General features: G+C 59.8%; 20 protein-coding genes. 13 read left to right on the top strand and 7 right to left on the bottom strand.

Features of this window, described 5'->3' with window-relative positions; all coding sequences use genetic code 11:
* Nucleotides 1-54: 54 nt before the first annotated feature.
* Entirely contained in the window at nucleotides 55-873 is an 819-nt protein-coding gene (locus CI807_RS29315) for a pyruvate, water dikinase regulatory protein (RefSeq protein ID WP_003193298.1), read from the bottom strand.
* A 178-nt stretch (nucleotides 874-1,051) separates the two neighbouring features.
* Here CI807_RS29315 and ppsA point away from each other — a divergent pair, with 178 nt between their 5' ends.
* From ppsA to CI807_RS29275, 8 genes are all read left to right on the top strand, one after another.
* Nucleotides 1,052-3,427 (top strand): phosphoenolpyruvate synthase, encoded by a 2,376-nt coding sequence (gene ppsA / locus CI807_RS29310; protein WP_028617515.1) that lies wholly within the window; start codon nucleotides 1,052-1,054, stop codon nucleotides 3,425-3,427.
* A 105-nt stretch (nucleotides 3,428-3,532) separates the two neighbouring features.
* The gene (locus CI807_RS29305; RefSeq protein WP_095017243.1) at nucleotides 3,533-4,522 is read left to right on the top strand and encodes an alpha/beta fold hydrolase; all 990 of its coding nucleotides are present in this window, start codon (nucleotides 3,533-3,535) and stop codon (nucleotides 4,520-4,522) included.
* A gap of 188 nt (nucleotides 4,523-4,710) precedes the next feature.
* A complete protein-coding gene (rraA, locus tag CI807_RS29300) occupies nucleotides 4,711-5,202 on the top strand; it encodes a ribonuclease E activity regulator RraA (RefSeq protein ID WP_010208490.1) in 492 nt (163 codons plus the stop codon).
* Between the two features lie 13 nt (nucleotides 5,203-5,215).
* Entirely contained in the window at nucleotides 5,216-6,211 is a 996-nt protein-coding gene (locus tag CI807_RS29295) for a zinc transporter ZntB (RefSeq protein ID WP_033901206.1), read from the top strand.
* 86 nt (nucleotides 6,212-6,297) lie between these two features.
* Nucleotides 6,298-6,543, top strand: a complete 246-nt coding sequence (locus CI807_RS29290) for a hypothetical protein (RefSeq protein WP_005790375.1) — start codon at nucleotides 6,298-6,300, stop codon at nucleotides 6,541-6,543.
* A 2-nt stretch (nucleotides 6,544-6,545) separates the two neighbouring features.
* Nucleotides 6,546-7,370, top strand: coding sequence for a mechanosensitive ion channel domain-containing protein (locus CI807_RS29285; RefSeq protein ID WP_003175519.1), 825 nt, complete (start codon nucleotides 6,546-6,548; stop codon nucleotides 7,368-7,370).
* Nucleotides 7,371-7,457: 87 nt separating this feature from the next.
* Entirely contained in the window at nucleotides 7,458-8,048 is a 591-nt protein-coding gene (gene sigX / locus CI807_RS29280) for an RNA polymerase sigma factor SigX (RefSeq protein WP_010208495.1), read from the top strand.
* A gap of 107 nt (nucleotides 8,049-8,155) precedes the next feature.
* Complete coding sequence (locus CI807_RS29275) at nucleotides 8,156-9,136, top strand: OmpA family protein (RefSeq protein WP_010208496.1); 981 nt, start codon at nucleotides 8,156-8,158, stop codon at nucleotides 9,134-9,136.
* Nucleotides 9,137-9,196: 60 nt separating this feature from the next.
* Here CI807_RS29275 and cobA read toward each other — a convergent pair whose 3' ends face one another.
* The 5 genes from cobA to CI807_RS29250 all read right to left on the bottom strand — a co-directional run bounded on the left by cobA (nucleotide 9,197) and on the right by CI807_RS29250 (nucleotide 14,821).
* A complete protein-coding gene (gene cobA, locus CI807_RS29270) occupies nucleotides 9,197-9,940 on the bottom strand; it encodes a uroporphyrinogen-III C-methyltransferase (protein ID WP_095017242.1) in 744 nt (247 codons plus the stop codon).
* Between the two features lie 26 nt (nucleotides 9,941-9,966).
* A complete protein-coding gene (locus tag CI807_RS29265) occupies nucleotides 9,967-11,637 on the bottom strand; it encodes a bifunctional protein-serine/threonine kinase/phosphatase (protein ID WP_095017241.1) in 1,671 nt (556 codons plus the stop codon).
* Nucleotides 11,637-12,848, bottom strand: coding sequence for a NarK/NasA family nitrate transporter (locus CI807_RS29260; protein ID WP_016979267.1), 1,212 nt, complete (start codon nucleotides 12,846-12,848; stop codon nucleotides 11,637-11,639). The genes CI807_RS29265 and CI807_RS29260 overlap by 1 nt, the downstream gene beginning before the upstream one ends.
* Nucleotides 12,849-13,005: 157 nt before the next feature.
* Nucleotides 13,006-13,581 carry an ANTAR domain-containing response regulator gene (locus CI807_RS29255; RefSeq protein ID WP_010208501.1) on the bottom strand — a complete coding sequence of 192 codons (576 nt, stop codon included), beginning with the start codon at nucleotides 13,579-13,581 and terminating at the stop codon, nucleotides 13,006-13,008.
* A gap of 13 nt (nucleotides 13,582-13,594) precedes the next feature.
* Nucleotides 13,595-14,821, bottom strand: coding sequence for a CmpA/NrtA family ABC transporter substrate-binding protein (locus CI807_RS29250; RefSeq protein WP_095017240.1), 1,227 nt, complete (start codon nucleotides 14,819-14,821; stop codon nucleotides 13,595-13,597).
* A 335-nt stretch (nucleotides 14,822-15,156) separates the two neighbouring features.
* Between CI807_RS29250 and sctC the strand changes: the two genes are divergently transcribed.
* From sctC to CI807_RS29225, 5 genes are all read left to right on the top strand, one after another.
* Nucleotides 15,157-16,524, top strand: coding sequence for a type III secretion system outer membrane ring subunit SctC (gene sctC / locus CI807_RS29245; RefSeq protein ID WP_095017239.1), 1,368 nt, complete (start codon nucleotides 15,157-15,159; stop codon nucleotides 16,522-16,524).
* Between the two features lie 15 nt (nucleotides 16,525-16,539).
* On the top strand, nucleotides 16,540-16,761 hold the full coding sequence (locus tag CI807_RS29240; protein WP_095017238.1) for a FliM/FliN family flagellar motor switch protein: 222 nt from the start codon (nucleotides 16,540-16,542) through the stop codon (nucleotides 16,759-16,761).
* Between the two features lie 127 nt (nucleotides 16,762-16,888).
* A complete protein-coding gene (locus CI807_RS29235) occupies nucleotides 16,889-17,305 on the top strand; it encodes a winged helix-turn-helix domain-containing protein (RefSeq protein ID WP_095017639.1) in 417 nt (138 codons plus the stop codon).
* On the top strand, nucleotides 17,298-17,759 hold the full coding sequence (locus CI807_RS29230; protein ID WP_095017237.1) for a transglycosylase SLT domain-containing protein: 462 nt from the start codon (nucleotides 17,298-17,300) through the stop codon (nucleotides 17,757-17,759). Before CI807_RS29235 ends, CI807_RS29230 begins: the two co-directional genes overlap by 8 nt.
* Nucleotides 17,760-17,844: 85 nt before the next feature.
* A complete protein-coding gene (locus tag CI807_RS29225) occupies nucleotides 17,845-18,870 on the top strand; it encodes a quinone-dependent dihydroorotate dehydrogenase (protein ID WP_095017236.1) in 1,026 nt (341 codons plus the stop codon).
* A 198-nt stretch (nucleotides 18,871-19,068) separates the two neighbouring features.
* Here the strand turns inward: CI807_RS29225 and rmf are convergent, their stop codons facing one another.
* Complete coding sequence (rmf, locus tag CI807_RS29220) at nucleotides 19,069-19,284, bottom strand: ribosome modulation factor (protein ID WP_002553055.1); 216 nt, start codon at nucleotides 19,282-19,284, stop codon at nucleotides 19,069-19,071.
* Between the last annotated feature and the right edge of the window lie 173 nt (nucleotides 19,285-19,457).

The raw sequence follows: 19,457 nt of genomic DNA, 5'->3' as shown, positions 1-19,457 counted from the left end.
CGCAGCCCAACGCGGGGCAAGCCCGCTCGCCACAGTGACACAGAGTATCAAGTGTTATTTGAAGCGCCGCTCCACGCCTTTCTCCACCAGAATCTTCGCCGAAATCTCTTCCACCGAAAAATGCGTGGAATTGATGTGCGCAATATTCTCGCGACGGAACAGATTTTCTACTTCGCGCACTTCGAACTCGCACTGCGCATAGCTGGAATAGCGGCTATTGGGCTTGCGTTCATTGCGGATCGCGGTCAGCCGATCCGGATCAATGGTCAGCCCGAACAGCTTGTGCGAATGCGCCCGCAGGGCGGCCGGCAGCGTCAAATGCTCCATGTCGTCCTCGGTCAGCGGATAGTTGGCCGCGCGGATGCCGAATTGCATGGCCATGTACAGACAGGTGGGCGTTTTGCCGCAGCGGGATACGCCCACCAGGATCAGGTCGGCCTTGTCGTAGTAATGGGTGCGGGCGCCGTCGTCGTTGTCGAGGGCGAAGTTCACCGCCTCGATACGCTCCATATAGTTGGAGTTATGGCCAATGGAATGGGACTTTCCTACCGAGTACGACGAATGTTCACTCAACTCTTGTTCCAGTGGCGCCAGGAACGTCGAGAAGATGTCGATCATGAAACCATTCGACGTTGCGAGAATCTCACGAATGTCTTGATTGACGATGGTGTCGAAAATGATCGGACGAAAACCGTCTTTTTCGGCCGCCAGATTGATTTGTTGTACCATGGCCCGCGCTTTATCCACGCTGTCGATGTACGGCCGCGTGAATTTGGCGAAGGTAATGTTTTCGAACTGCGCGAGCAGGCTTTGACCCAATGTTTCGGCTGTGATGCCGGTGCCGTCGGAGATAAAGAAAGCAGATCGTTTCATTTGAGCCCTGGGCCTTAAGCTGATGGCGAATCTTGGATATGATAGGCGCGATTTTGCCGTCCCGCAGTGGGCCGCATTCTCACTTATTTTCCAGGTCCAGGCCACAAGCGCTGGCACTCGCTCCTACTGAGCAGCCGGCGTCCTGAGCTTTTCCAACACAGTTAGTGGAGAGATCACCTTGGTAGAGTACGTAGTTTCCCTCGATAAGCTCGGCGTCCATGATGTAGAGCACGTGGGGGGCAAGAACGCATCCCTCGGCGAGATGATCAGTAATCTTGCAGGCGCTGGTGTCTCGGTGCCCGGTGGTTTCGCCACCACGGCCCAGGCTTACCGCGATTTCCTCGAACTGAGCGGCCTCAACGCTCAGATCCACGCCGCGCTGGACGCCCTGGACGTCGACGACGTCAATGCCCTGGCCAAGACCGGCGCCCAGATCCGCCAATGGATCATGGAAGCCGAGTTCCCCGAGAAGCTCAACGAAGAAATCCGCACCGCCTTCGCCGCGCTGTCGGCCGGTAACCCGGACGTCGCCGTTGCCGTGCGCTCCTCGGCCACCGCCGAAGACTTGCCGGACGCTTCCTTCGCCGGCCAGCAAGAGACCTTCCTGAACATCCGCGGCGTGGAAAACGTGATCCGTGCGGCCAAGGAAGTGTTCGCCTCGCTGTTCAACGACCGCGCCATTTCCTACCGTGTGCACCAAGGTTTCGACCACAAGCTGGTGGCCCTGTCTGCCGGTGTGCAGCGCATGGTGCGTTCGGAAACCGGCACTGCTGGTGTGATGTTCACCCTCGATACCGAATCGGGCTTCCGTGACGTGGTGTTTATCACCGGCGCCTACGGTCTGGGCGAAACCGTCGTACAAGGCGCGGTCAACCCCGACGAATTCTACGTACACAAGCACACCCTTGAAGCCGGCCGCCCGGCCATCCTGCGCCGCAACCTGGGCAGCAAGGCCATCAAGATGATCTACGGCGACGAGGCCAAGGCCGGTCGCTCGGTAAAAACCGTTGAAGTCGACAAGGCCGAACGCGCGCGTTTCTGCCTGACCGACGCTGAAGTCAGCGAATTGGCCAAACAAGCGATGATCATCGAAAAGCACTACAAGTGCCCGATGGACATCGAGTGGGCCAAAGACGGTGACGACGGCAAGCTGTACATCGTGCAGGCCCGTCCGGAAACCGTGAAGAGCCGTACCTCGGCCAATGTCATGGAACGCTACCTGCTCAAAGAAACCGGCACCGTGCTGGTGGAAGGCCGCGCCATCGGCCAGCGCATCGGCGCCGGCAAGGTGCGGATCATCAAGGACGTGTCCGAAATGGACAAAGTCCAGCCAGGTGACGTACTGGTCTCCGACATGACCGACCCGGACTGGGAACCGGTGATGAAACGCGCCAGCGCCATTGTCACCAACCGTGGCGGGCGTACCTGCCACGCGGCGATCATCGCCCGTGAACTGGGGATTCCTGCGGTCGTAGGCTGCGGCAACGCGACCCAGCTGTTGAAAGACGGCCAAGGCGTCACTGTTTCCTGCGCCGAGGGCGACACCGGTTTCATCTTTGAAGGCGAGCTGGGCTTCGATATCAAGCAGAACTCCATCGACGCCATGCCGGACCTGCCGTTCAAGATCATGATGAACGTCGGTAACCCGGACCGCGCCTTTGACTTTGCGCAGTTGCCGAACGCCGGTGTGGGCCTGGCCCGCCTGGAGTTCATCATCAACCGCATGATCGGCGTGCACCCCAAGGCCCTGCTGAACTACGACGGCTTGCCGCTGGACATCAAGGAAAGCGTCGACAAGCGTATCGCCGGCTACAACGACCCGGTGGGCTTCTACGTCGAGAAACTGGTGGAAGGCATCAGCACCCTGGCGGCGGCGTTCTACCCGAAAAAGGTCATCGTGCGTCTGTCGGACTTCAAGTCCAACGAATACGCCAACCTGATCGGCGGCAAGCTCTACGAGCCGGAAGAAGAAAACCCGATGCTGGGCTTCCGTGGCGCCTCGCGTTACATCAGCGAAGCGTTCCGTGACTGCTTCGAACTCGAATGCCGCGCCCTCAAGCGCGTGCGCAACGAGATGGGCCTGACCAACGTCGAGATCATGGTGCCGTTCGTGCGCACCCTGGGCGAAGCGAGCCAGGTGGTGGACTTGCTGGCTGAAAACGGCCTGTCCCGTGGTGAGAACGGCCTGCGCGTGATCATGATGTGCGAGCTGCCGTCCAACGCCATCCTGGCCGAAGAGTTCCTGGAGTTCTTCGACGGCTTCTCCATCGGCTCCAACGACCTGACCCAGTTGACCTTGGGCCTGGACCGTGACTCCGGGATCATCGCGCACCTGTTCGACGAGCGAAATCCTGCGGTCAAGAAGCTGCTGGCCAACGCCATCCAGGCCTGCAACAAGGCCGGCAAGTACATCGGTATCTGCGGCCAAGGCCCTTCCGACCACCCTGACCTGGCCAAATGGCTGATGGAACAGGGCATCGAAAGCGTCTCGCTGAACCCCGATTCCGTGCTGGAAACCTGGTTCTTCCTGGCGGAAGGCCAAGCGTCCGCTTAAGGTTGTCACGTCAAAAGTGCCGGTCTCCCGTTGAGGGTGACCGGCATTCTTATCTGTACAGGGCGGAATCCTTACGGACGTCGCCCTTTTTTGTGCAAGAGCATTATGCAAAGCAGCAGCAACCTATTTCCCGTCGCCCTGATCAGCGCTGAACGTCGTGGCGACCTGAGTGAAGACGTATATCGCCTCAAACCCGGTAACAGCCCCGACGGCACCGTCGAGCTGGCGGTTACCCGTTTGGGCCTGGCCGACGTCCCGGAAAACCGGGGCATTCCAGTTATTTTATTGCACGGCAGCTTTTCCAACCGGCGCTTCTGGTATTCGCCCAAGGGGATCGGCCTGGGCGCTTACCTGGCGCGCGAGGGGTTTGATGTCTGGATCCCGGAAATGCGCGGCCATGGTCTGTCCAAGCGCAATCAGGACTACGCCCGCAACCGTGTCGCTGACTATGCGCGTTACGATTTGCCTGCCATCGGCGCGTTCGTGCGTGAGCAAAGCGGGCAGATTCCCCACTGGATCGGCCATTCCCTGGGCGGCACCAGCTTGGCGGCGGCCCTGGGTGGGCAGCACTTGGGTGCGCCGGCCGTGGCGTCGGTGGCGCTGTTTGGCTGCCAGGTCAGTCGCACCCATTGGCCGTTGAAACTGCCACCGGTGGAATGGACCGGTCGCTTGCTGTTGAAGCGCTTTGGCGAAGTGTCCGGCTCGCGCCTGAAGCGTGGCCCCGAGGACGAACCGCCGGGCGTCATGATCGAAGCGATGCGCTGGAATGGCCTGTTTGGCCGCTTTGGCGAGGGCAAGAACGATTGGTGGAAAGGCCTGGCTGAAGTCGATGTGCCGCTGTTGGCGGTCAGTGCAGCCGGGGATCATCAAGACCCCGACTGGGCCTGTCGCAAGCTGTTCGAGCAAGTCGGTTCCGAGCACCGTCAGTACCTGTGTCTGGGCCGACAGCAAGGCTTTACCGGGGATTTCGGGCATGTGGAGATGCTGGTGAGCAAAGCCGCCCAGGCCGAAGTGTGGCCATTGGTGGCGCAGTGGTTGAAAGATCCGCTCACACCGTTGCCCGGTGCGCAGGCGCAGGTGTTGGCCACGGTTTGACGCAGCGCTCTGCCAAGGGCGTTTCGCTCGAGTGTGGTTGCGGCTAAGATATGACGCGTTAAACGCTTCTGGTCATATTCAGTCGCGCAGTGGCTATTGCGTTGCGGCGAGGCGGATGGGATGTTTCGCACCTGCTCTGGCTGGCGCTTCTTTCGAAAGACACCTCTTTGACGGAAAGGAATTTTTCAATGAACCATTACGTGACTCCCGATCTGTGCGACGCCTATCCGGACCTGGTGCAGGTGCTCGAACCAATGTTCAGCAACTTCGGCGGGCGAGACTCCTTCGGCGGCGAGATCGTCACAATTAAATGCTTCGAAGATAACTCCCTGGTCAAGGAACAAGCCGATCAGCCGGGCGCCGGCAAGGTGCTGGTGGTCGACGGTGGCGGCTCCCTGCGTCGCGCGCTGCTGGGCGACATGATCGCCGAGAAAGCGGCAAAAAACGGTTGGGAAGGGCTGGTGATCTACGGTTGCATCCGTGATGTCGACGTCATTGCCCAGACCGACCTGGGTGTACAGGCCTTGGCCAGCCATCCGATGAAGACCGACAAACGCGGTATTGGCGACCTGAATGTGGTCGTCACCTTCGCGGGTGTGACCTTTCGTCCGGGTGAATACATCTACGCCGATAACAATGGCGTGATCGTTTCCCCCAGCCCGCTGAAAATGCCCGAATAAGACAGGAGTAAGGATGTTCGAGGAAGAAAACGCGCAATGGGGCCTGGTGCATGCCCTGGTGCTGGACGGTAAAGGCGGTGCGCGTTCGATTGCCCGGACAGAGCTCGACGACTTGCAACTGCAGCCCCAGGAGAGCCTGTGGCTGCATTGGGATCGCAGCCATCCGCAAACCCAGACGTGGCTGCGCAAATCCAGCGGTTTGAGCGAGTTTGCCTGTGACCTGTTGCTGGAGGAAAACACCCGCCCGCGCTTGTTGCCGCTGCCGGATTCGGAATTGCTGCTGTTTCTGCGCGGGGTCAATCTCAACCCCGGTGCGGAGCCGGAAGACATGGTCTCGGTACGCATCTTTGCTGCCGCCAGTCGCGTGATTTCCCTACGCCTGCGCCCATTGCGCGCCACTGACGAACTGTTGGTGCAACTGGCGGACGGCAAGGGGCCTAAGACCGCGTCGGAACTCATTCTTTATATGGCGCAGTACCTGACCAATAAAGTGCAGGATCTGGTCTCCGACCTGTCTGAAATCGTCGACGCCGAGGAAGAAAAACTCGATACCGACGAACGGTATACCCCGGAACATGGCAGCATCCTGCAGATCCGCCGACGAGCGGCTGGCCTGAAGCGATTTTTGGCGCCGCAGCGGGATATTTTTGCCCAGCTCACGCGGATCAAATTGCCGTGGTTCTGTGACGACGATGCCGACTACTGGAACGAATTGAACAACAGCCTGACCCGCTACCTGGAAGAACTCGAATTGACCCGGGAGCGCGTGGGGCTTGTGCTGGAGGCCGAAGACCGGCGTTTGAGCGTGCGCATGAACCGCACCATGTACCGCTTCGGGATCATCACCGGGATCTTCCTGCCGATGAGTTTTTTGACCGGTCTGCTGGGGATCAATGTGGGCGGTATTCCGTTCTCCGCCAGCCCCTATGGATTCATGGTGGCGTGCCTGTTGATGGTCTCGGTTGCACTGGGACAATGGTGGCTTTTTCGACGATTGCGCTGGGTTTGAGCTGAATATGACCTGAACGTACGTACGGTCCTATGTGACCTCAAGAATTTTACCCTCGTCTTTTAAATCACTTGCGAGAGGTCTTTATGCACGATCCGTTCGAACAGTCTTTGCGTGACATGCTCAATGCTTCGCCGTCCAACCGCGACGACGATGCCTGCCTGGGCCGCGTGTTGAAAACCGCCAACCGCCAGGTCGGTGCGGGTGACCTGTTCGGTCTGCTCGGCCGCTGGCTGCCTGCGTTGATGATGGCCCTGAACAACGGTTCGGCCCACGTATCGCCGGTTTCCCGTCGTAAACCTCTTGCTCGCACTGCTGATAAGGCTGATTGAATATGGAACTTGATCTCTGGACCCAGAGCCTGGTCACCGCGATGACCGCATTGTGGACCAAGGTGGCGAACTTCATTCCCAACCTGTTTGGTGCTCTGGTCCTGGTATTGCTGGGCTTTGTCGTAGCCAAGCTGCTCGACACCCTGCTGTCCAAACTGCTCGCAAAACTGGGCCTCGATCGCCTGATGGCAGGCACCGGCCTGACCAAGCTGCTGGGTCGTGCCGGCCTGCAAGTGCCGATCTCCACCTTGATCGGCAAGATCGTTTATTGGTTTGTTTTGCTGATTTTTCTGGTTTCTGCGGCTCAATCCCTTGGACTTGAGCGAGTTTCAGCTACGCTCGACATGCTGGCGCTGTATTTGCCGAAGGTTTTCGGCGGCGCGCTGGTGCTGCTGGTAGGCGTTTTGCTGGCGCAACTGGCCAATGGGCTGGTGCGCGGCGCCGCTGAAGGCGTGGGGCTGGACTATGCTGCGGGCCTGGGGCGAATTGCCCAGGGCTTGGTGATCATCATCAGTATTTCGGTCGCGATCAGCCAGTTGGAGGTCAAGACTGACCTGCTCAACCATGTGATTGTGATCGTTTTGATTACCGTTGGTCTGGCCGTTGCGCTGGCCATGGGCTTGGGAAGCCGGGAAATTGCCGGTCAGATTCTCGCGGGAATCTATGTGCGTGAGTTGTATCAAGTGGGGCAACAGGTGCGTGTGGGCGAGGTCGAAGGGCAAATCGAGGAGATCGGCACAGTCAAGACGACGGTGCTGACCGATGACGGCGACCTGGTGTCGTTGTCCAATCGGATTCTCCTGGAGCAGCAGGTCAGTAGCCGCTAATCCGGCAAACCCTGCTAATGTACGCCGCCGCAAACCCGGCTGACCGGGCTGTGGCGGACATTGACCTGACTGTCGGCACGACTTGTTTTGAATAAAGCCCAAACGCTGTCCACGCGCTATGACCCCCGTGAGCTCTCTGATGAGGAGTTGGTCGCGCGCTCGCACACGGAGCTGTTTCACGTAACTCGCGCGTATGAAGAATTGATGCGCAGATATCAACGCACTCTGTTCAACGTTTGTTCAAGGTATTTAGGGAACGATAGAGATGCGGATGATGTCTGTCAGGAAGTGATGCTCAAGGTGCTGTATGGCCTGAAGAACTTCGAGGGCAAATCGAAGTTCAAGACATGGCTATATAGCATCACGTACAACGAGTGCATCACGCAGTATCGTAAGGAACGGCGAAAGCGTCGCTTGATGGACGCGTTGAGTCTGGACCCCCTTGAGGAAGCGTCTGAAGAGAAGGCGCCGGCACCCGAGGAGAAGGGCGGACTTGATCGCTGGTTGGTGTATGTGAACCCGATTGACCGGGAAATTCTGGTGCTACGATTTGTCGCAGAGCTGGAATTTCAGGAAATCGCTGACATCATGCACATGGGTTTGAGTGCTACAAAAATGCGTTACAAACGTGCTCTTGATAAATTACGTGAGAAATTTGCGGGCGAGACTGAAACTTAGTGCGTGGCAAATATCTCTTACGTGTAGGCAAGTTCTGTTAGACTTGTCGCCGAGTTGTCCCCCGGTTTGTGGGACTGCTTTACAATCACCAGATGGGGATTTAACGGATGAAACTGAAAAACACCTTGGGCTTGGCCATTGGTTCTCTTATTGCCGCTACTTCTTTCGGCGTTCTGGCACAAGGCCAAGGCGCAGTTGAAGGCGAGCTGTTCTACAAGAAGCAGTACAACGATAGCGTCAAGCACATCGAAGACGGCTTCAATCCTGGCGCTCGCATCGGTTACTTCCTGACCGACGACCTGTCCTTGAACCTGTCCTACGACAAAACCAACCACACCCGTTCGAACGACGGTACTGGTAACCAGAAGATCAAAGGCGATACCGGCAGCCTGGTTGCCCAGTATCACTTCGGTCAAGCTGGCGTAGACAGCCTGCGTCCATACGTAGAAGGCGGTTTCGGCCACCAGAGCCGTACCAACGTTCAAGCTGACGGCCACAGCGGTCGCGACCAGACTACCTTCGCTACCGTTGGTACTGGCGTGAAGTACTACTTCACCAACAACCTGTACGCTCGTGCCGGTGTTGAAGCTGACTACGGTCTGGACAACGGCAAGTGGGACTACTCCGCACTGGTCGGCCTGGGCGTGAACTTCGGCGGTAACGCTGGCGCAGTTGCTCCAGCTCCTACCCCAGCACCAGCTCCAGAGCCAACTCCAGAGCCAGAAGCTCCAGTTGCTCAGGTTGTACGTGTTGAGCTGGACGTTAAGTTCGACTTCGACAAGTCGGTTGTTAAGCCTAACAGCTACGGCGACGTGAAAAACCTGGCCGACTTCATGGCTCAGTACCCAGCTACCAACGTAGAAGTTGCTGGTCACACTGACTCCGTCGGTCCAGACGCTTACAACCAGAAGCTGTCCCAGCGTCGTGCTGACGCTGTTAAGCAAGTCCTGGTTAAAGACGGCGTTGCTCCTAGCCGTATCACCGCAGTAGGTTACGGCGAATCCCGCCCAGTTGCTGACAACGCAACTGAAGCTGGTCGTGCTGTTAACCGTCGCGTAGAAGCGTCGGTTGAAGCTCAAGCTCAGTAATTACTGAGTGGTAGAAAAAAGCCCGGCTTAGGCCGGGCTTTTTTTTGCCTGGAATTTGCCTCAGGCGCTGACGGCTTGAGCGAGGCAAGCGACTTGCCCCGGGGCCGCGACGCGGCCGATCACCAGGATGGCCGGGCTCTTCAAGGCAAATGCCAGCGCATCTTGATGCATGTGCACCAGTTCGCTGCGGCATTCCCTTTGCTGGGGCAACGATGCATTCTCGATCATCGCCACCGGCATATCCGCTGCCATTCCACCGTCGAGCAGTTGCTGGCGGATTTCCTCCAGTTTCGCCACGCCCATGTACACCACCAGGGTTGTCCCACCTTCTGCCAGCGCACGCCAATTCAGGCTACTGTCGTCCTGGGTATGCGCCGTGACCAGCGTTACGCCGCGACTGACCCCACGCAACGTCAATGGCACCGCGCAATTCGTCGCGCCCGCCAGCCCTGCGGTAATGCCGTTGACCAACTCCACCTCGACGCCCCGTTCCCGTAACCACGTCGCCTCTTCGCCGCCGCGTCCGAAAATGCACGGGTCGCCGCCTTTGAGCCGGACCACGCATTTGCCCTGGCGCGCATAGCGCAGCATCAGGCGGTGGATAAAATCCTGCGGGGTCGACCGGCAGCCGCCGCGTTTACCCACGGTGACCACCCGCGCGTCCGTGCAATGTTCCAACACTGCCGGGTTGACCAAGTCATCAATCAGTACCACATCGGCCTCACACAGGGCGCGTACCGCCTTGAGGGTCAACAGCTCTGGGTCACCCGGACCCGCGCCCACCAGCCAGACTTTTGCATTCATAGAGTGTTCCTCGTCCAGGGATGACGTCAGCGGTGAAAAAGTGAATACAGCAGTACCAAATTGATCAGCATCGACAGCAGCGCCAGGGTGCGCCAGACCTTAATCGGCTCGCGCTCCAGCAAAGGCTTGGGGCGGATGCTCAGTTCCTGGCGGTCAGCCTGTTCCAGCACCCGCAACCATTCTTCGGCGGTCTCGTAACGATGTGCAGGTTGGGCCGCGACTGCCTTCTCCAGGCTGAGGGGCAGCCAATCCGGCAGGTCGGGACGGTAGCGACTGGCGCTGACAGGCTGAGTGAACCGGGGCCGTTGGAAGGCCTCGATTTCGCCGTAGGGGTAATGTCCGGTCAGCAGGTAATACAGGGTGACGCCGACGCTGTATAAATCCTGTTGGGCCGTAGGACGCTCGCCGTTAAAGGCTTCAGGTGCAATAAAGCTGGGCGTGCCCGGCAGCGCATGCGCGCTGTCCTCCGACAGGCCTGGGCAATACGCCAGGCCGAAATCCAACACCCGTAATTCGCCGTCGTCCCCCAGCAGCAGGTTTTCCGGTTTGATATCGCGGTGCAGGATCTGCCGCCGATGCAGCATGCCCACGGCCCGCAGCAAACGCTCGGCAATCGACTGCCACTGCGCCAAGGGCAAGGGGCCTTGATGTTGGAACAGTCCGGCCAGGGTCTGGCCGGAATATTCACGCATCACGTAGTACAAATGCTGGCGCCCGCTGCCGGCATGCACTTCAGGGAATGCCCGCCCCGCAACCCGGCGCAGAAACCATTCCTCCGACAGCAAGGCCTGGCCGGCATCGTGATCATCGTCGCGGCTCAGCGGCAGGGTTTTCAGCAGCCATGGTTGCTGCTGGGCATCGCGCACCCGGTAAAGCAGTGACTGACGGCTTTGCGCCAACACGCTTTCCACCTGCCAGCCTTCAAAATGCTGCCCGGCTTTCAACGGCGGTGGTAGTGGCCATTGCTGCAACTGCACCAGCGCATCACCGAGGGTGGCTGCGCCAAGGGTGTCGACACGCACGAGCAGCGCGCTGGCATTGTCCTGGCTGCCGGCCAGGTGTGCGGCATTCACCAGGGTGTTGACGGCCAATTCCATATCCGTCTGCTCGCGCAGAATCGCCTGGATGCTGTGATCGCCCAGGGTTGCCCACACACCATCACTGAGCAGCAGGAAACATTCGCCTTCACGCAACTGGCCATCCAGAAAATCCACCACCAGGTGTTGATCCAGGCCAAGGGCGCGCTTGAGCACATGCTGCATGCCCGGTTGCTCCCAAACGTGATCTTCGGTGATGCGCTGCAATTGGCCGTCGAGCCAACGATACGCCCGGCAATCGCCGACATGCGCCAGGGTAAAGCGCTGGCCGCGAAACACCAGTGCACTCAGAGTGGTGAGTAGCGGCTGACCACCGCCATTGGCTTGCAGCCAGCGATTCTGCGCGAGCAACAAACGCTCCAGGGCCTGCGCCACGCCCCAGGTTTGCGGCGTGGCGTAGTAATCCAGAGCCAGTGCCTGCAAGGTCGAGCGCGCAGCCAGGCCGCCGTCGGCGCACTGGCTCACGCCGTCGGCGATGGCGCACAGGTAGCCCTTGCTCGCCGCCAGTTCGGCCACGGGTGTGACCACCCGCAACGCGTCCTGGTTTTCCGCCCGAGGGCCAATGGCACTGGCCTGGGCGACGCTCAGTTGCAGGCTCATCAGACCCGCGCAGCCGTCACGGCAGCCGAGCCCCAGGTGGTTCTCCAGCGACGCTTCACGCCGTGCAGGCCGAACCAGGCCAATACGCCCAGGCTGGCGAACAACCACAACGCCATCTGATAGCTGCCGGTACTTTGTTTGATCGCGCCCATGCCGGCTGCCAAGGCAAAGCCGCCGATACCGCCAGCCATTCCGATCAGGCCGGTCATCACGCCGATCTCACGGCGGAAACGCTGCGGCACCAGTTGGAACACTGCGCCATTTCCTGCGCCGAGACCCAGCATGGTGCAGACGAAAAGCGCCAGCGCTGCGTAGGAACTCGGCAGGTTGAAACCCACCGCCGCGATGCAGATCGCCGCTACGCTGTACATGCCCAGCAAGGTGCGAATCCCGCCGAAACGGTCCGCCAACGCGCCGCCCAGCGGGCGCATCAGGCTGCCGCCGAACACGCAGGCGGCGGTGTAGTAGCCGGCTGTCACCGGACTCAGGCCGTATTGGTCATTGAAATAGCCGGGCAGGGCGCTTGCCAGGCCGATAAAGCCGCCGAAGGTCACGCTGTAGAAAAACATGAACCACCAGCTGTCCCGGTCACCCAGGGCCTTGAAGTAGTCGGCCATGGACTTGGCCTTCGGGCGTTCCGGGGCATTGCGTGCCAGCCAGGCAAAGACGATCAGGGTCAGCACCAGGGGGATCAGCGCGAAGCCGAACACGTTGCTCCAGCCAAAGGCGGCCGCCAAAACCGGTGCCAGCAACGCGGCGAACACGGTGCCGGAGTTCCCCGCACCGGCGATGCCCATGGCCTTGCCCTGGTGTTCCGCCGGGTACCACTGGGAGGCCAGTGGCAGTGCAACGGCAAACGAGGCGCCGGCCATACCAAGGAACACGCCCAGCAACAGCGCTTGTTCGTAGCTATGAATCCCGAGTTTCCAGGCGCCGAACAGGGCGCAAATCACAATCACCTGGCCAATCAGGCCGGCAGTCTTGGGCGACAGTTTGTCCGCCAGCATGCCCATCAAAAAGCGCAAAATCGCACCGGCGAGGATCGGTGTTGCGACCATCAGGCCACGCTGCTGAGTAGTCAGGTGCAGGTCGGCGGCAATCTGTATCGCCAAGGGGCCCAACAGGTACCAGACCATAAAGCTCAGGTCGAAATACAGGAACGCGGCAAACAGGGTCGGGGTGTGCCCGGATTTCCAGAAGCTTGATTTCATCACGCACCTCAACGGTTGGGAGTCTTGCAAGAAGGCCAAAACGAAAAAACGCCGCCACCGGGTTCGCGAGGGCAAACCGGGTGTGCGACGTCTTTGTCGGGGTGGGGCAACCGCCGTTGGCTACCTGTGATGAATGCTTAGCAAGAGCTGCGCCAAATCATCCAAGCAGCTCACTCATGGCGATAATCTGCTCCGCCACCTGGATCAGCTTCTGCTGGCGGCTCATGGCCTGGCGGCGCATCAGGGTGTAGGCCTCTTCCTCGTTGCAGTCCTTCATTTTCATCAACATGCCCTTGGCCAACTCGATGCGCTTGCGCTCGGCCAGTTGCTGGTCCCGCGCCTGGAGCTGCGCGCGCAAGGCCTGGTCGCTTTCGAAGCGGGCCATGGCCACATCAAGGATCGGCTGCAGCCGCTGGGCCTGGATGCCTTCGACGATGTAGGCGCTGACGCCGGACTTGATCGCCTGGCGCATCACGTTCGGGTCGTGTTCGTCAGTGAACATCACGATGGGCCGGGGTTGGTCACGGCTGACCAGCACCACTTGCTCCATCACATCGCGCCCCGGTGACTCGGTATCGATCAGGATCACATCCGGGCGCACCGTTTCGACGCGTGCGGGCAGGTCAATGGTCAGGCCGGACTCGTCGATCACGTCAAAACCGGCTTCGATCAGCGCAGTCCTGAGTCGGCCTACCTTGCGTGGGGTGTCGTTGATCAGCAGGATTCGCAGCATGGAGGTCCTCCTGTCAGCGCGAGGCTTGGCGGTGGGTCGGATCGGCCAGCGCATGCAGCCGGAAGCTGCGGGCATAACCGGCGGGGTCGGAACCGTCCCAGACTTTGCCGTCGATCAGTTGGCTGCTGCGCATGTCCTGGTCGTTCGTGGCGATCCCCAGTCCATCGGCTGCCTGGCGATACAGCGCCAGTTGCTGCACCTGACGCGCAACGCCGAGGTAGTCGGGGTCTTCGCGCAGCAGGCCCCAGCGCCGGAACTGGGTCATGAACCACATGCCATCGGAGAGGTACGGCAGGTTTACTTCGCCACCGGCGAAGAAGCGCAGAGCGTGGGGATCCTGCCACTGATTGCCCAGGCCGTCTTCATAGGTCCCCAGCAGGCGCGGCTCGATGCAGTCGAGCGGGGCATCGAGGTAGTCGCCGCCACTGAGCAATTGCGCGGTGGAGCGGCGGTTTTCGCGGCTTTCTTCGATAAACCGACTGGCTTCCAGGATTGCCCTCACCAGCACGCGTGCCGTGTTCGGGTTTTGATCCACGAACGCCTGGGTGCAGCCGAGCACCTTTTCCGGATGATCCGGCCAGATCGCCTGGGTCGTCGCCAGGGTAAACCCTTGGTTCTGTTTGACCGCGCTGGCGCACCAGGGCTCGCCCACGCAAAACCCGTCGATACGCCCGGCTTGCAGGTGCGCAACCATTTGCGGGGGGGGCACCACTACGCTGTCCACATCCTGTAATGGATGAATGCCCTGGCTTGCCAGCCAGTAATACAGCCACATCGCATGGGTGCCTGTGGGAAAAGTCTGGGCGAAGGTCAGTTTTGTTCGGCTTTGGTGCACGTGGCGATCGAGTGCCTCAGGAGTGATCACCCCCAGTTGTTGCAAACCGTGGGACAGGTTGATGCTCTGGCCGTTCTGGTTGAGCCCCATCAGCACCGCCATATCGGTGGGTGCAACACCGCCGATGCCTAGGTGCACGGCGTAGATCAGGCCGTACAGGCTATGGGCGGCGTCCAGTTCACCACTGACCAGTTTGTCGCGCAGGTTGGCCCAGGACGATTGACGCTTGAGGTTCAAGGTCAGGCCATAAGGTTGAGCGAAGCCCTGGGTGGCCGCCACCACCATCGAGGCGCAATCGCTCAAGGCCATGAAGCCCAGGTCGAGGCTGCTTTTTTCCGGTGCATCACTGCCGTTGACCCAGGCCAGCGGGTCGTTCGTCGGGCTGTTGCCAACCGAATCGTTCATCAACACCTACCTTTTCTTTCAAAAAAAAACGTCGTTCCCTCAGATGGCGATGTAAGCCAACGCGGGTAACGACGCCTTTGTCCGTAAGCTCGCGCCGCCGCTGGCGCGTGCTCTGATACAGAGTTCATAGCAAGGCACATGCCACGGCTGGGTGGGTCTGGAGGGTCATCAACTTTCCATCATGATTGAAAGCGGACGGGCTCTCAGTATGGCCGCACCTTCAATGCCCAATCGTCCAGGAACTCTCCACGGTGCACGCCGACTTTCTCGCAACGACTTCCTGCCGCCGGTACTGCCGTGGGTTGTTGTTTTCTGCGCTGTTGCTGGTAAGTGCAATGGCCTGGGGGACGCTTTATCAGGCAAAGGACGAAAGCCTGTATACCGTGCTCACCGCCCTGTCGGAGCCACTTGGGCTACCCATTGTCGTCAGTCGCGAGGTCGCCCGTAAACGCCTCAGTGCCAGCCTGGATTTCGAAACGCCACAGCAGGCCCTGGAGGCGCTTGCATGTGAACAAGGGTTGATCTGGTACAGCGATGGACAGGCGTTGTATGTCTATGACGCTGGCGAGGCAAAAAGCTCTGCGGTCACCTTGCGGCATATTTCCGTCGACAGGCTGCGTAGCCTGATGCGCCGATCGGGCCTTGATGAGTCACGCCATCCCCTGCGTGAAAGTGGAACGCGCACGTTCTATGTATCCGGCCCACCGAATTACGTCGACCATGTGCTGCGCCTGGCCCAGTTGATGGACCGGCAAAGGGGGGATCTGCGAGTGGGCGCGCAGTCCTTTGCAGTCGTCCAGGTGCTTAACGCCGATGTGGTGGACCGACAGTACGGCACGGGTGGCAAGCCGGTCACCGTGCCGGGGATGGCGTCGATGATCGAAACCCTGCTGGCCAGTGAGTACAAGGGGGCGCTCTCGGACAAGAGCCTTGGCGTGATCGCTTATCCGGATAGCAACAGCCTGTTGATCAAGGGCAAGCCGGCCCAGGTGAACTTCATCCAGAAACTGGTGGCGGAACTCGACATCCCCAAGCGAGAGATCGAGGTTTCGCTGTGGCTGGTGGATGTTGAGCGCGACGAACTGAAAAAGCTGGGTCTGGACTGGGATGGGGAAACCCAGGCGTCGGCCTCGCGTGTCTTGGCCCCTTTAGACGACAGCCGCCTCATGGCAAAAATCGGTGCATTGGAACGCCGTCGACGAGCGAAGGTAACCACCTTGCCGGTGATACTCACCCAGGAGAACCTGCCTGCGGTGTTCCAGGACAGCCATACGTTCTATCTGCCAGCCCGCACAGATGACCGCGCTGACTGGAAACCGGTGCGTTATGGCACACAGGTGAGTGTGCTGCCGCGTTTTGCCGAGGCTAACCAGATCGAGATGCGCCTTGATGTCGAAGAAGACCGCCGAATGAGTGTGGCGGAGCCGCGCGGGAAAAACACAGCGGTTGGGCGAGTCGGCGTCAACAGTGTGGTGCGTTTGCCGCCGGGTAGGCGCCTATGGTTGGGCACGTTTCAACGGGAGTCGGAAGGGCGGGGCGCTGGTCGCTCGGCCCAAGTGCGCTTGTTTGTCATCCAGGCCAGGCCGGTGGGCAGCGAATCGAAGGGGCTTGAAGAGACGGGCCAGCCGCCTCCCTTGACGCCTGCGCAGTACCAACATGTTCAGCGTGCGTTTGTAAGACCGCAGCGCGATGTCTCACCGTAACCAAGGTGTTAACCCATGCATCTGGAAATTCTTCTACAGGAACAACTGATCAGCCGCAGGCGGCTGGCTGCCTTTGCGCCCGGGAAGGTGTTGCCATTGATGCCGGAGATCATCCATTGCGTGGAGGTCCGGGTAAATGGGCAATTGTTGGCGTTGGGCGAGTTGGTGCAATTGGAAGACCGGCTAGGGGTTGAGCTGCATGAGGTGTATCAGACGTGGTTGCCTGGAGGAGGGTAGCGAAATGTCCTACGTCGCGATGTAAAAAAGCGCCTGATGTATGGGTTTTTTCCTCGGGCGAGCAGTGAGGCAGGTTTTTATAGTCATGACGTGGGCACATGAGCCAGTGATTGAAATGAGGACGTCAATGTCAGTAGTCGCAGGTCGGGGTAGCGTCATGGATGATGGAGGGACGACGACTTCCCTGCTTTTTGCGCATTGGACTTTGCATGACCATGGTCGCCTGACGGGGGAGGGTTCGGACGTCCAGTTGCCGCCTAAGGAATGGCGGGTGTTACGGCTGTTGCTGGTCTCCGGTGGTGCGTTGATGACCAAGGATCGCTTGTTGGAACTGGCCTGGCCCCAAGAGGAAGTGGCCGAGGAGTCCTTGACCCGCTGCATTTACTCGCTGCGCAAGTACCTTGGTGCCGATAAGGGGTTTATCAAGACGATCTACGGTCGGGGGTATCGTTTCACCTGTCCGGTGAGTGCCGTGTCGGGTCGTGCAGAGCAGGTGTGTTCCGCCTGCGGCCGAGTCAGCCAGGGGGTGTTGAAACGTGGCTAGGTTCTGGAGCAAGGGTTGGCTGCTGGGTGCCTTGATGGTCAGCAATCAAGCATTGGCCTACTGCTGGGAGGAGGCTGCGAGTCAATACAGCATCGAGCCGGAGTTGCTGCAGGCGATCGCCGTCGTGGAGTCGGGTAATCGTGCGCAAGCGATAAATCGCGCCAACCGTAATGGCACGCGGGACATCGGCCTGATGCAGATCAACAGCATTCACCTGCCACGCTTGCTCAAGCAGGGTATTACCGAGGATCGCTTGATCAATGAGCCCTGTCTGTCAATTGAGGTGGGAGCGTCGATCCTGGCCGAGTTCATCCAGCGCTTTGGCTACAACTGGACGGCAGTGGGTTCCTACAACGTAGGGACAGGCTCCGGGCCCGAGCGTGAGGCGTTGCGCCTGCAATATGCACAGAAAATCTGGGCGTATTACCAGCAGTTGGTCGCGCACCGGTACTGACGATTGAGGTTCACGCCTCGCGCGTGCCCCGTCACCCCGGCTATAATCGCCGCCACCTTTCGCCGCCACCGAGTCTAGCCCGCCCATGTATACCCTGGCCCGCCAGTTGTTGTTCAAACTTTCCCCGGAAACTTCCCACGATCTGTCCCTGGACCTGATCGGTGCCGGTGGACGCCTGGGGCTCAATGGCCTGGTATGCAAGGCTCCGGCAAAAATGCCGGTGTCGGTAATGGGGCTCGACTTCCCCAATCCGGTCGGGTTGGCGGCTGGCCTGGATAAAAACGGTGCGGCCATCGATGGCTTTGCACAGCTGGGTTTCGGTTTCGTCGAAATCGGCACCGTGACCCCACGACCACAGCCGGGCAACCCCAAGCCGCGCATCTTCCGCCTGCCGGAAGCCGAGGCGATCATTAACCGCATGGGCTTCAACAACCTGGGCGTTGATCATCTGCTGTCGCGGGTTCAGGCGGCGAAGTACAAGGGCATCCTTGGTATCAATATCGGCAAGAACTTCGATACGCCGGTCGAGCGTGCCGTCGACGATTACCTGATCTGCCTGGACAAGGTCTACGCCCACGCCAGCTACGTGACGGTCAACGTCAGCTCGCCCAACACCCCGGGCCTGCGCAGCCTGCAGTTCGGTGACTCCCTCAAGCAACTGCTTGAAGCGCTGCGCCAGCGCCAGGAAGATCTGGCCGTGCGTCACGGCAAGCGCGTGCCGCTGGCGATCAAGATTGCCCCGGACATGAGTGACGAAGAAACCGTATTGGTCGCCCAAGCCCTGGTGGACGCTGGCATGGACGCGGTGATCGCGACCAACACCACCCTCAGCCGCGTAGGTGTCGAAGGCTTGGCCTATGGTGACGAGGCGGGTGGCCTGTCGGGCGCGCCGGTGCGTGAGCAGAGCACCCATATCGTCAAGGTGCTGGCCGCCGAACTGGCTGGACGCTTGCCGATCATCGCCGCCGGTGGCATCACAGAAGGCAAGCACGCAGCCGAGAAGATCGCCGCGGGTGCCAGCCTGGTCCAGTTGTACTCCGGCTTTATCTATAAGGGCCCGGCGCTGATCCGCCAGTCGGTGGACGCTATCGCAGCATTACCAAAACAGTAGGAATCTGGCTTGCCGACGATGGCGTATCCAAGATCAACGCCGATTCCGAAGGCCTCATCGCCGGCAAGCCGACTCCTACAGGCCCATTAAAAAGGGCTCCATTAAGGAGCCCCCTGGGCCGAAGCCCGCCGCCCGGATGGGGCGTGCATGGTAAGTCGTTACATATTCAAAGGTGGTGTCGGAATAAGTTGCCCTTGATTAGCCGACGGCGTGAAGTTCGTTGAGTCTGTGGATGCCCGCAGTGCCAGTCATACCGTCCCAGTTGTCGCCGCGTCCTTCTCGCCAGCCGTTGATCCAGGCTTGGCGTACCGACGGTAGAGTAAATGGGCAAAGCTCACGGGATTTGCCATGAACGCCATATTGATATCCGCGTAAAAATGCTCTTTCCAACGGATCACGCTTAAGTCTTCTCATAGGGTGTTTCCCTCACTTGTTGACTGTCTTGATATCCTTCGGCCTCGTCCGAGGCCGGGCAGAGTTTTTCTGCCGTTGGTGGGCTCGCTGCCGGCGTGGCGAGCCTATGTGTCGGCGTCGTTACGGCGCCAACCTGTGTTGAGTTCTAACCAATAGGTCACATGGATTCAATG

Source organism: Pseudomonas sp. NS1(2017), assembly GCF_002269425.1.
GTDB classification, from domain to species: domain Bacteria; phylum Pseudomonadota; class Gammaproteobacteria; order Pseudomonadales; family Pseudomonadaceae; genus Aquipseudomonas; species Aquipseudomonas reactans.
This window is presented reverse-complemented; position numbering and strand designations above follow the sequence as displayed.

Bases quoted from the DNA above. Each gene is read 5' to 3' on its own strand.
- CI807_RS29315 (WP_003193298.1), bottom strand. From the start codon at position 873: ATGAAACGATCTGCTTTCTTTATCTCCGACGGCACCGGCATCACAGCC.
- CI807_RS29305 (WP_095017243.1), top strand. From the start codon at position 3,533: ATGCAAAGCAGCAGCAACCTATTTCCCGTCGCCCTGATCAGCGCTGAA.
- rraA (WP_010208490.1), top strand. From the start codon at position 4,711: ATGAACCATTACGTGACTCCCGATCTGTGCGACGCCTATCCGGACCTG.
- CI807_RS29295 (WP_033901206.1), top strand. From the start codon at position 5,216: ATGTTCGAGGAAGAAAACGCGCAATGGGGCCTGGTGCATGCCCTGGTG.
- CI807_RS29290 (WP_005790375.1), top strand. From the start codon at position 6,298: ATGCACGATCCGTTCGAACAGTCTTTGCGTGACATGCTCAATGCTTCG.
- CI807_RS29285 (WP_003175519.1), top strand. From the start codon at position 6,546: ATGGAACTTGATCTCTGGACCCAGAGCCTGGTCACCGCGATGACCGCA.
- CI807_RS29275 (WP_010208496.1), top strand. From the start codon at position 8,156: ATGAAACTGAAAAACACCTTGGGCTTGGCCATTGGTTCTCTTATTGCC.
- cobA (WP_095017242.1), bottom strand. From the start codon at position 9,940: ATGAATGCAAAAGTCTGGCTGGTGGGCGCGGGTCCGGGTGACCCAGAG.
- CI807_RS29265 (WP_095017241.1), bottom strand. From the start codon at position 11,637: ATGAGCCTGCAACTGAGCGTCGCCCAGGCCAGTGCCATTGGCCCTCGG.
- CI807_RS29260 (WP_016979267.1), bottom strand. From the start codon at position 12,848: ATGAAATCAAGCTTCTGGAAATCCGGGCACACCCCGACCCTGTTTGCC.
- CI807_RS29255 (WP_010208501.1), bottom strand. From the start codon at position 13,581: ATGCTGCGAATCCTGCTGATCAACGACACCCCACGCAAGGTAGGCCGA.
- CI807_RS29250 (WP_095017240.1), bottom strand. From the start codon at position 14,821: ATGAACGATTCGGTTGGCAACAGCCCGACGAACGACCCGCTGGCCTGG.
- sctC (WP_095017239.1), top strand. From the start codon at position 15,157: ATGGCCTGGGGGACGCTTTATCAGGCAAAGGACGAAAGCCTGTATACC.
- CI807_RS29240 (WP_095017238.1), top strand. From the start codon at position 16,540: ATGCATCTGGAAATTCTTCTACAGGAACAACTGATCAGCCGCAGGCGG.
- CI807_RS29235 (WP_095017639.1), top strand. From the start codon at position 16,889: ATGTCAGTAGTCGCAGGTCGGGGTAGCGTCATGGATGATGGAGGGACG.
- CI807_RS29225 (WP_095017236.1), top strand. From the start codon at position 17,845: ATGTATACCCTGGCCCGCCAGTTGTTGTTCAAACTTTCCCCGGAAACT.
- rmf (WP_002553055.1), bottom strand. From the start codon at position 19,284: ATGAGAAGACTTAAGCGTGATCCGTTGGAAAGAGCATTTTTACGCGGA.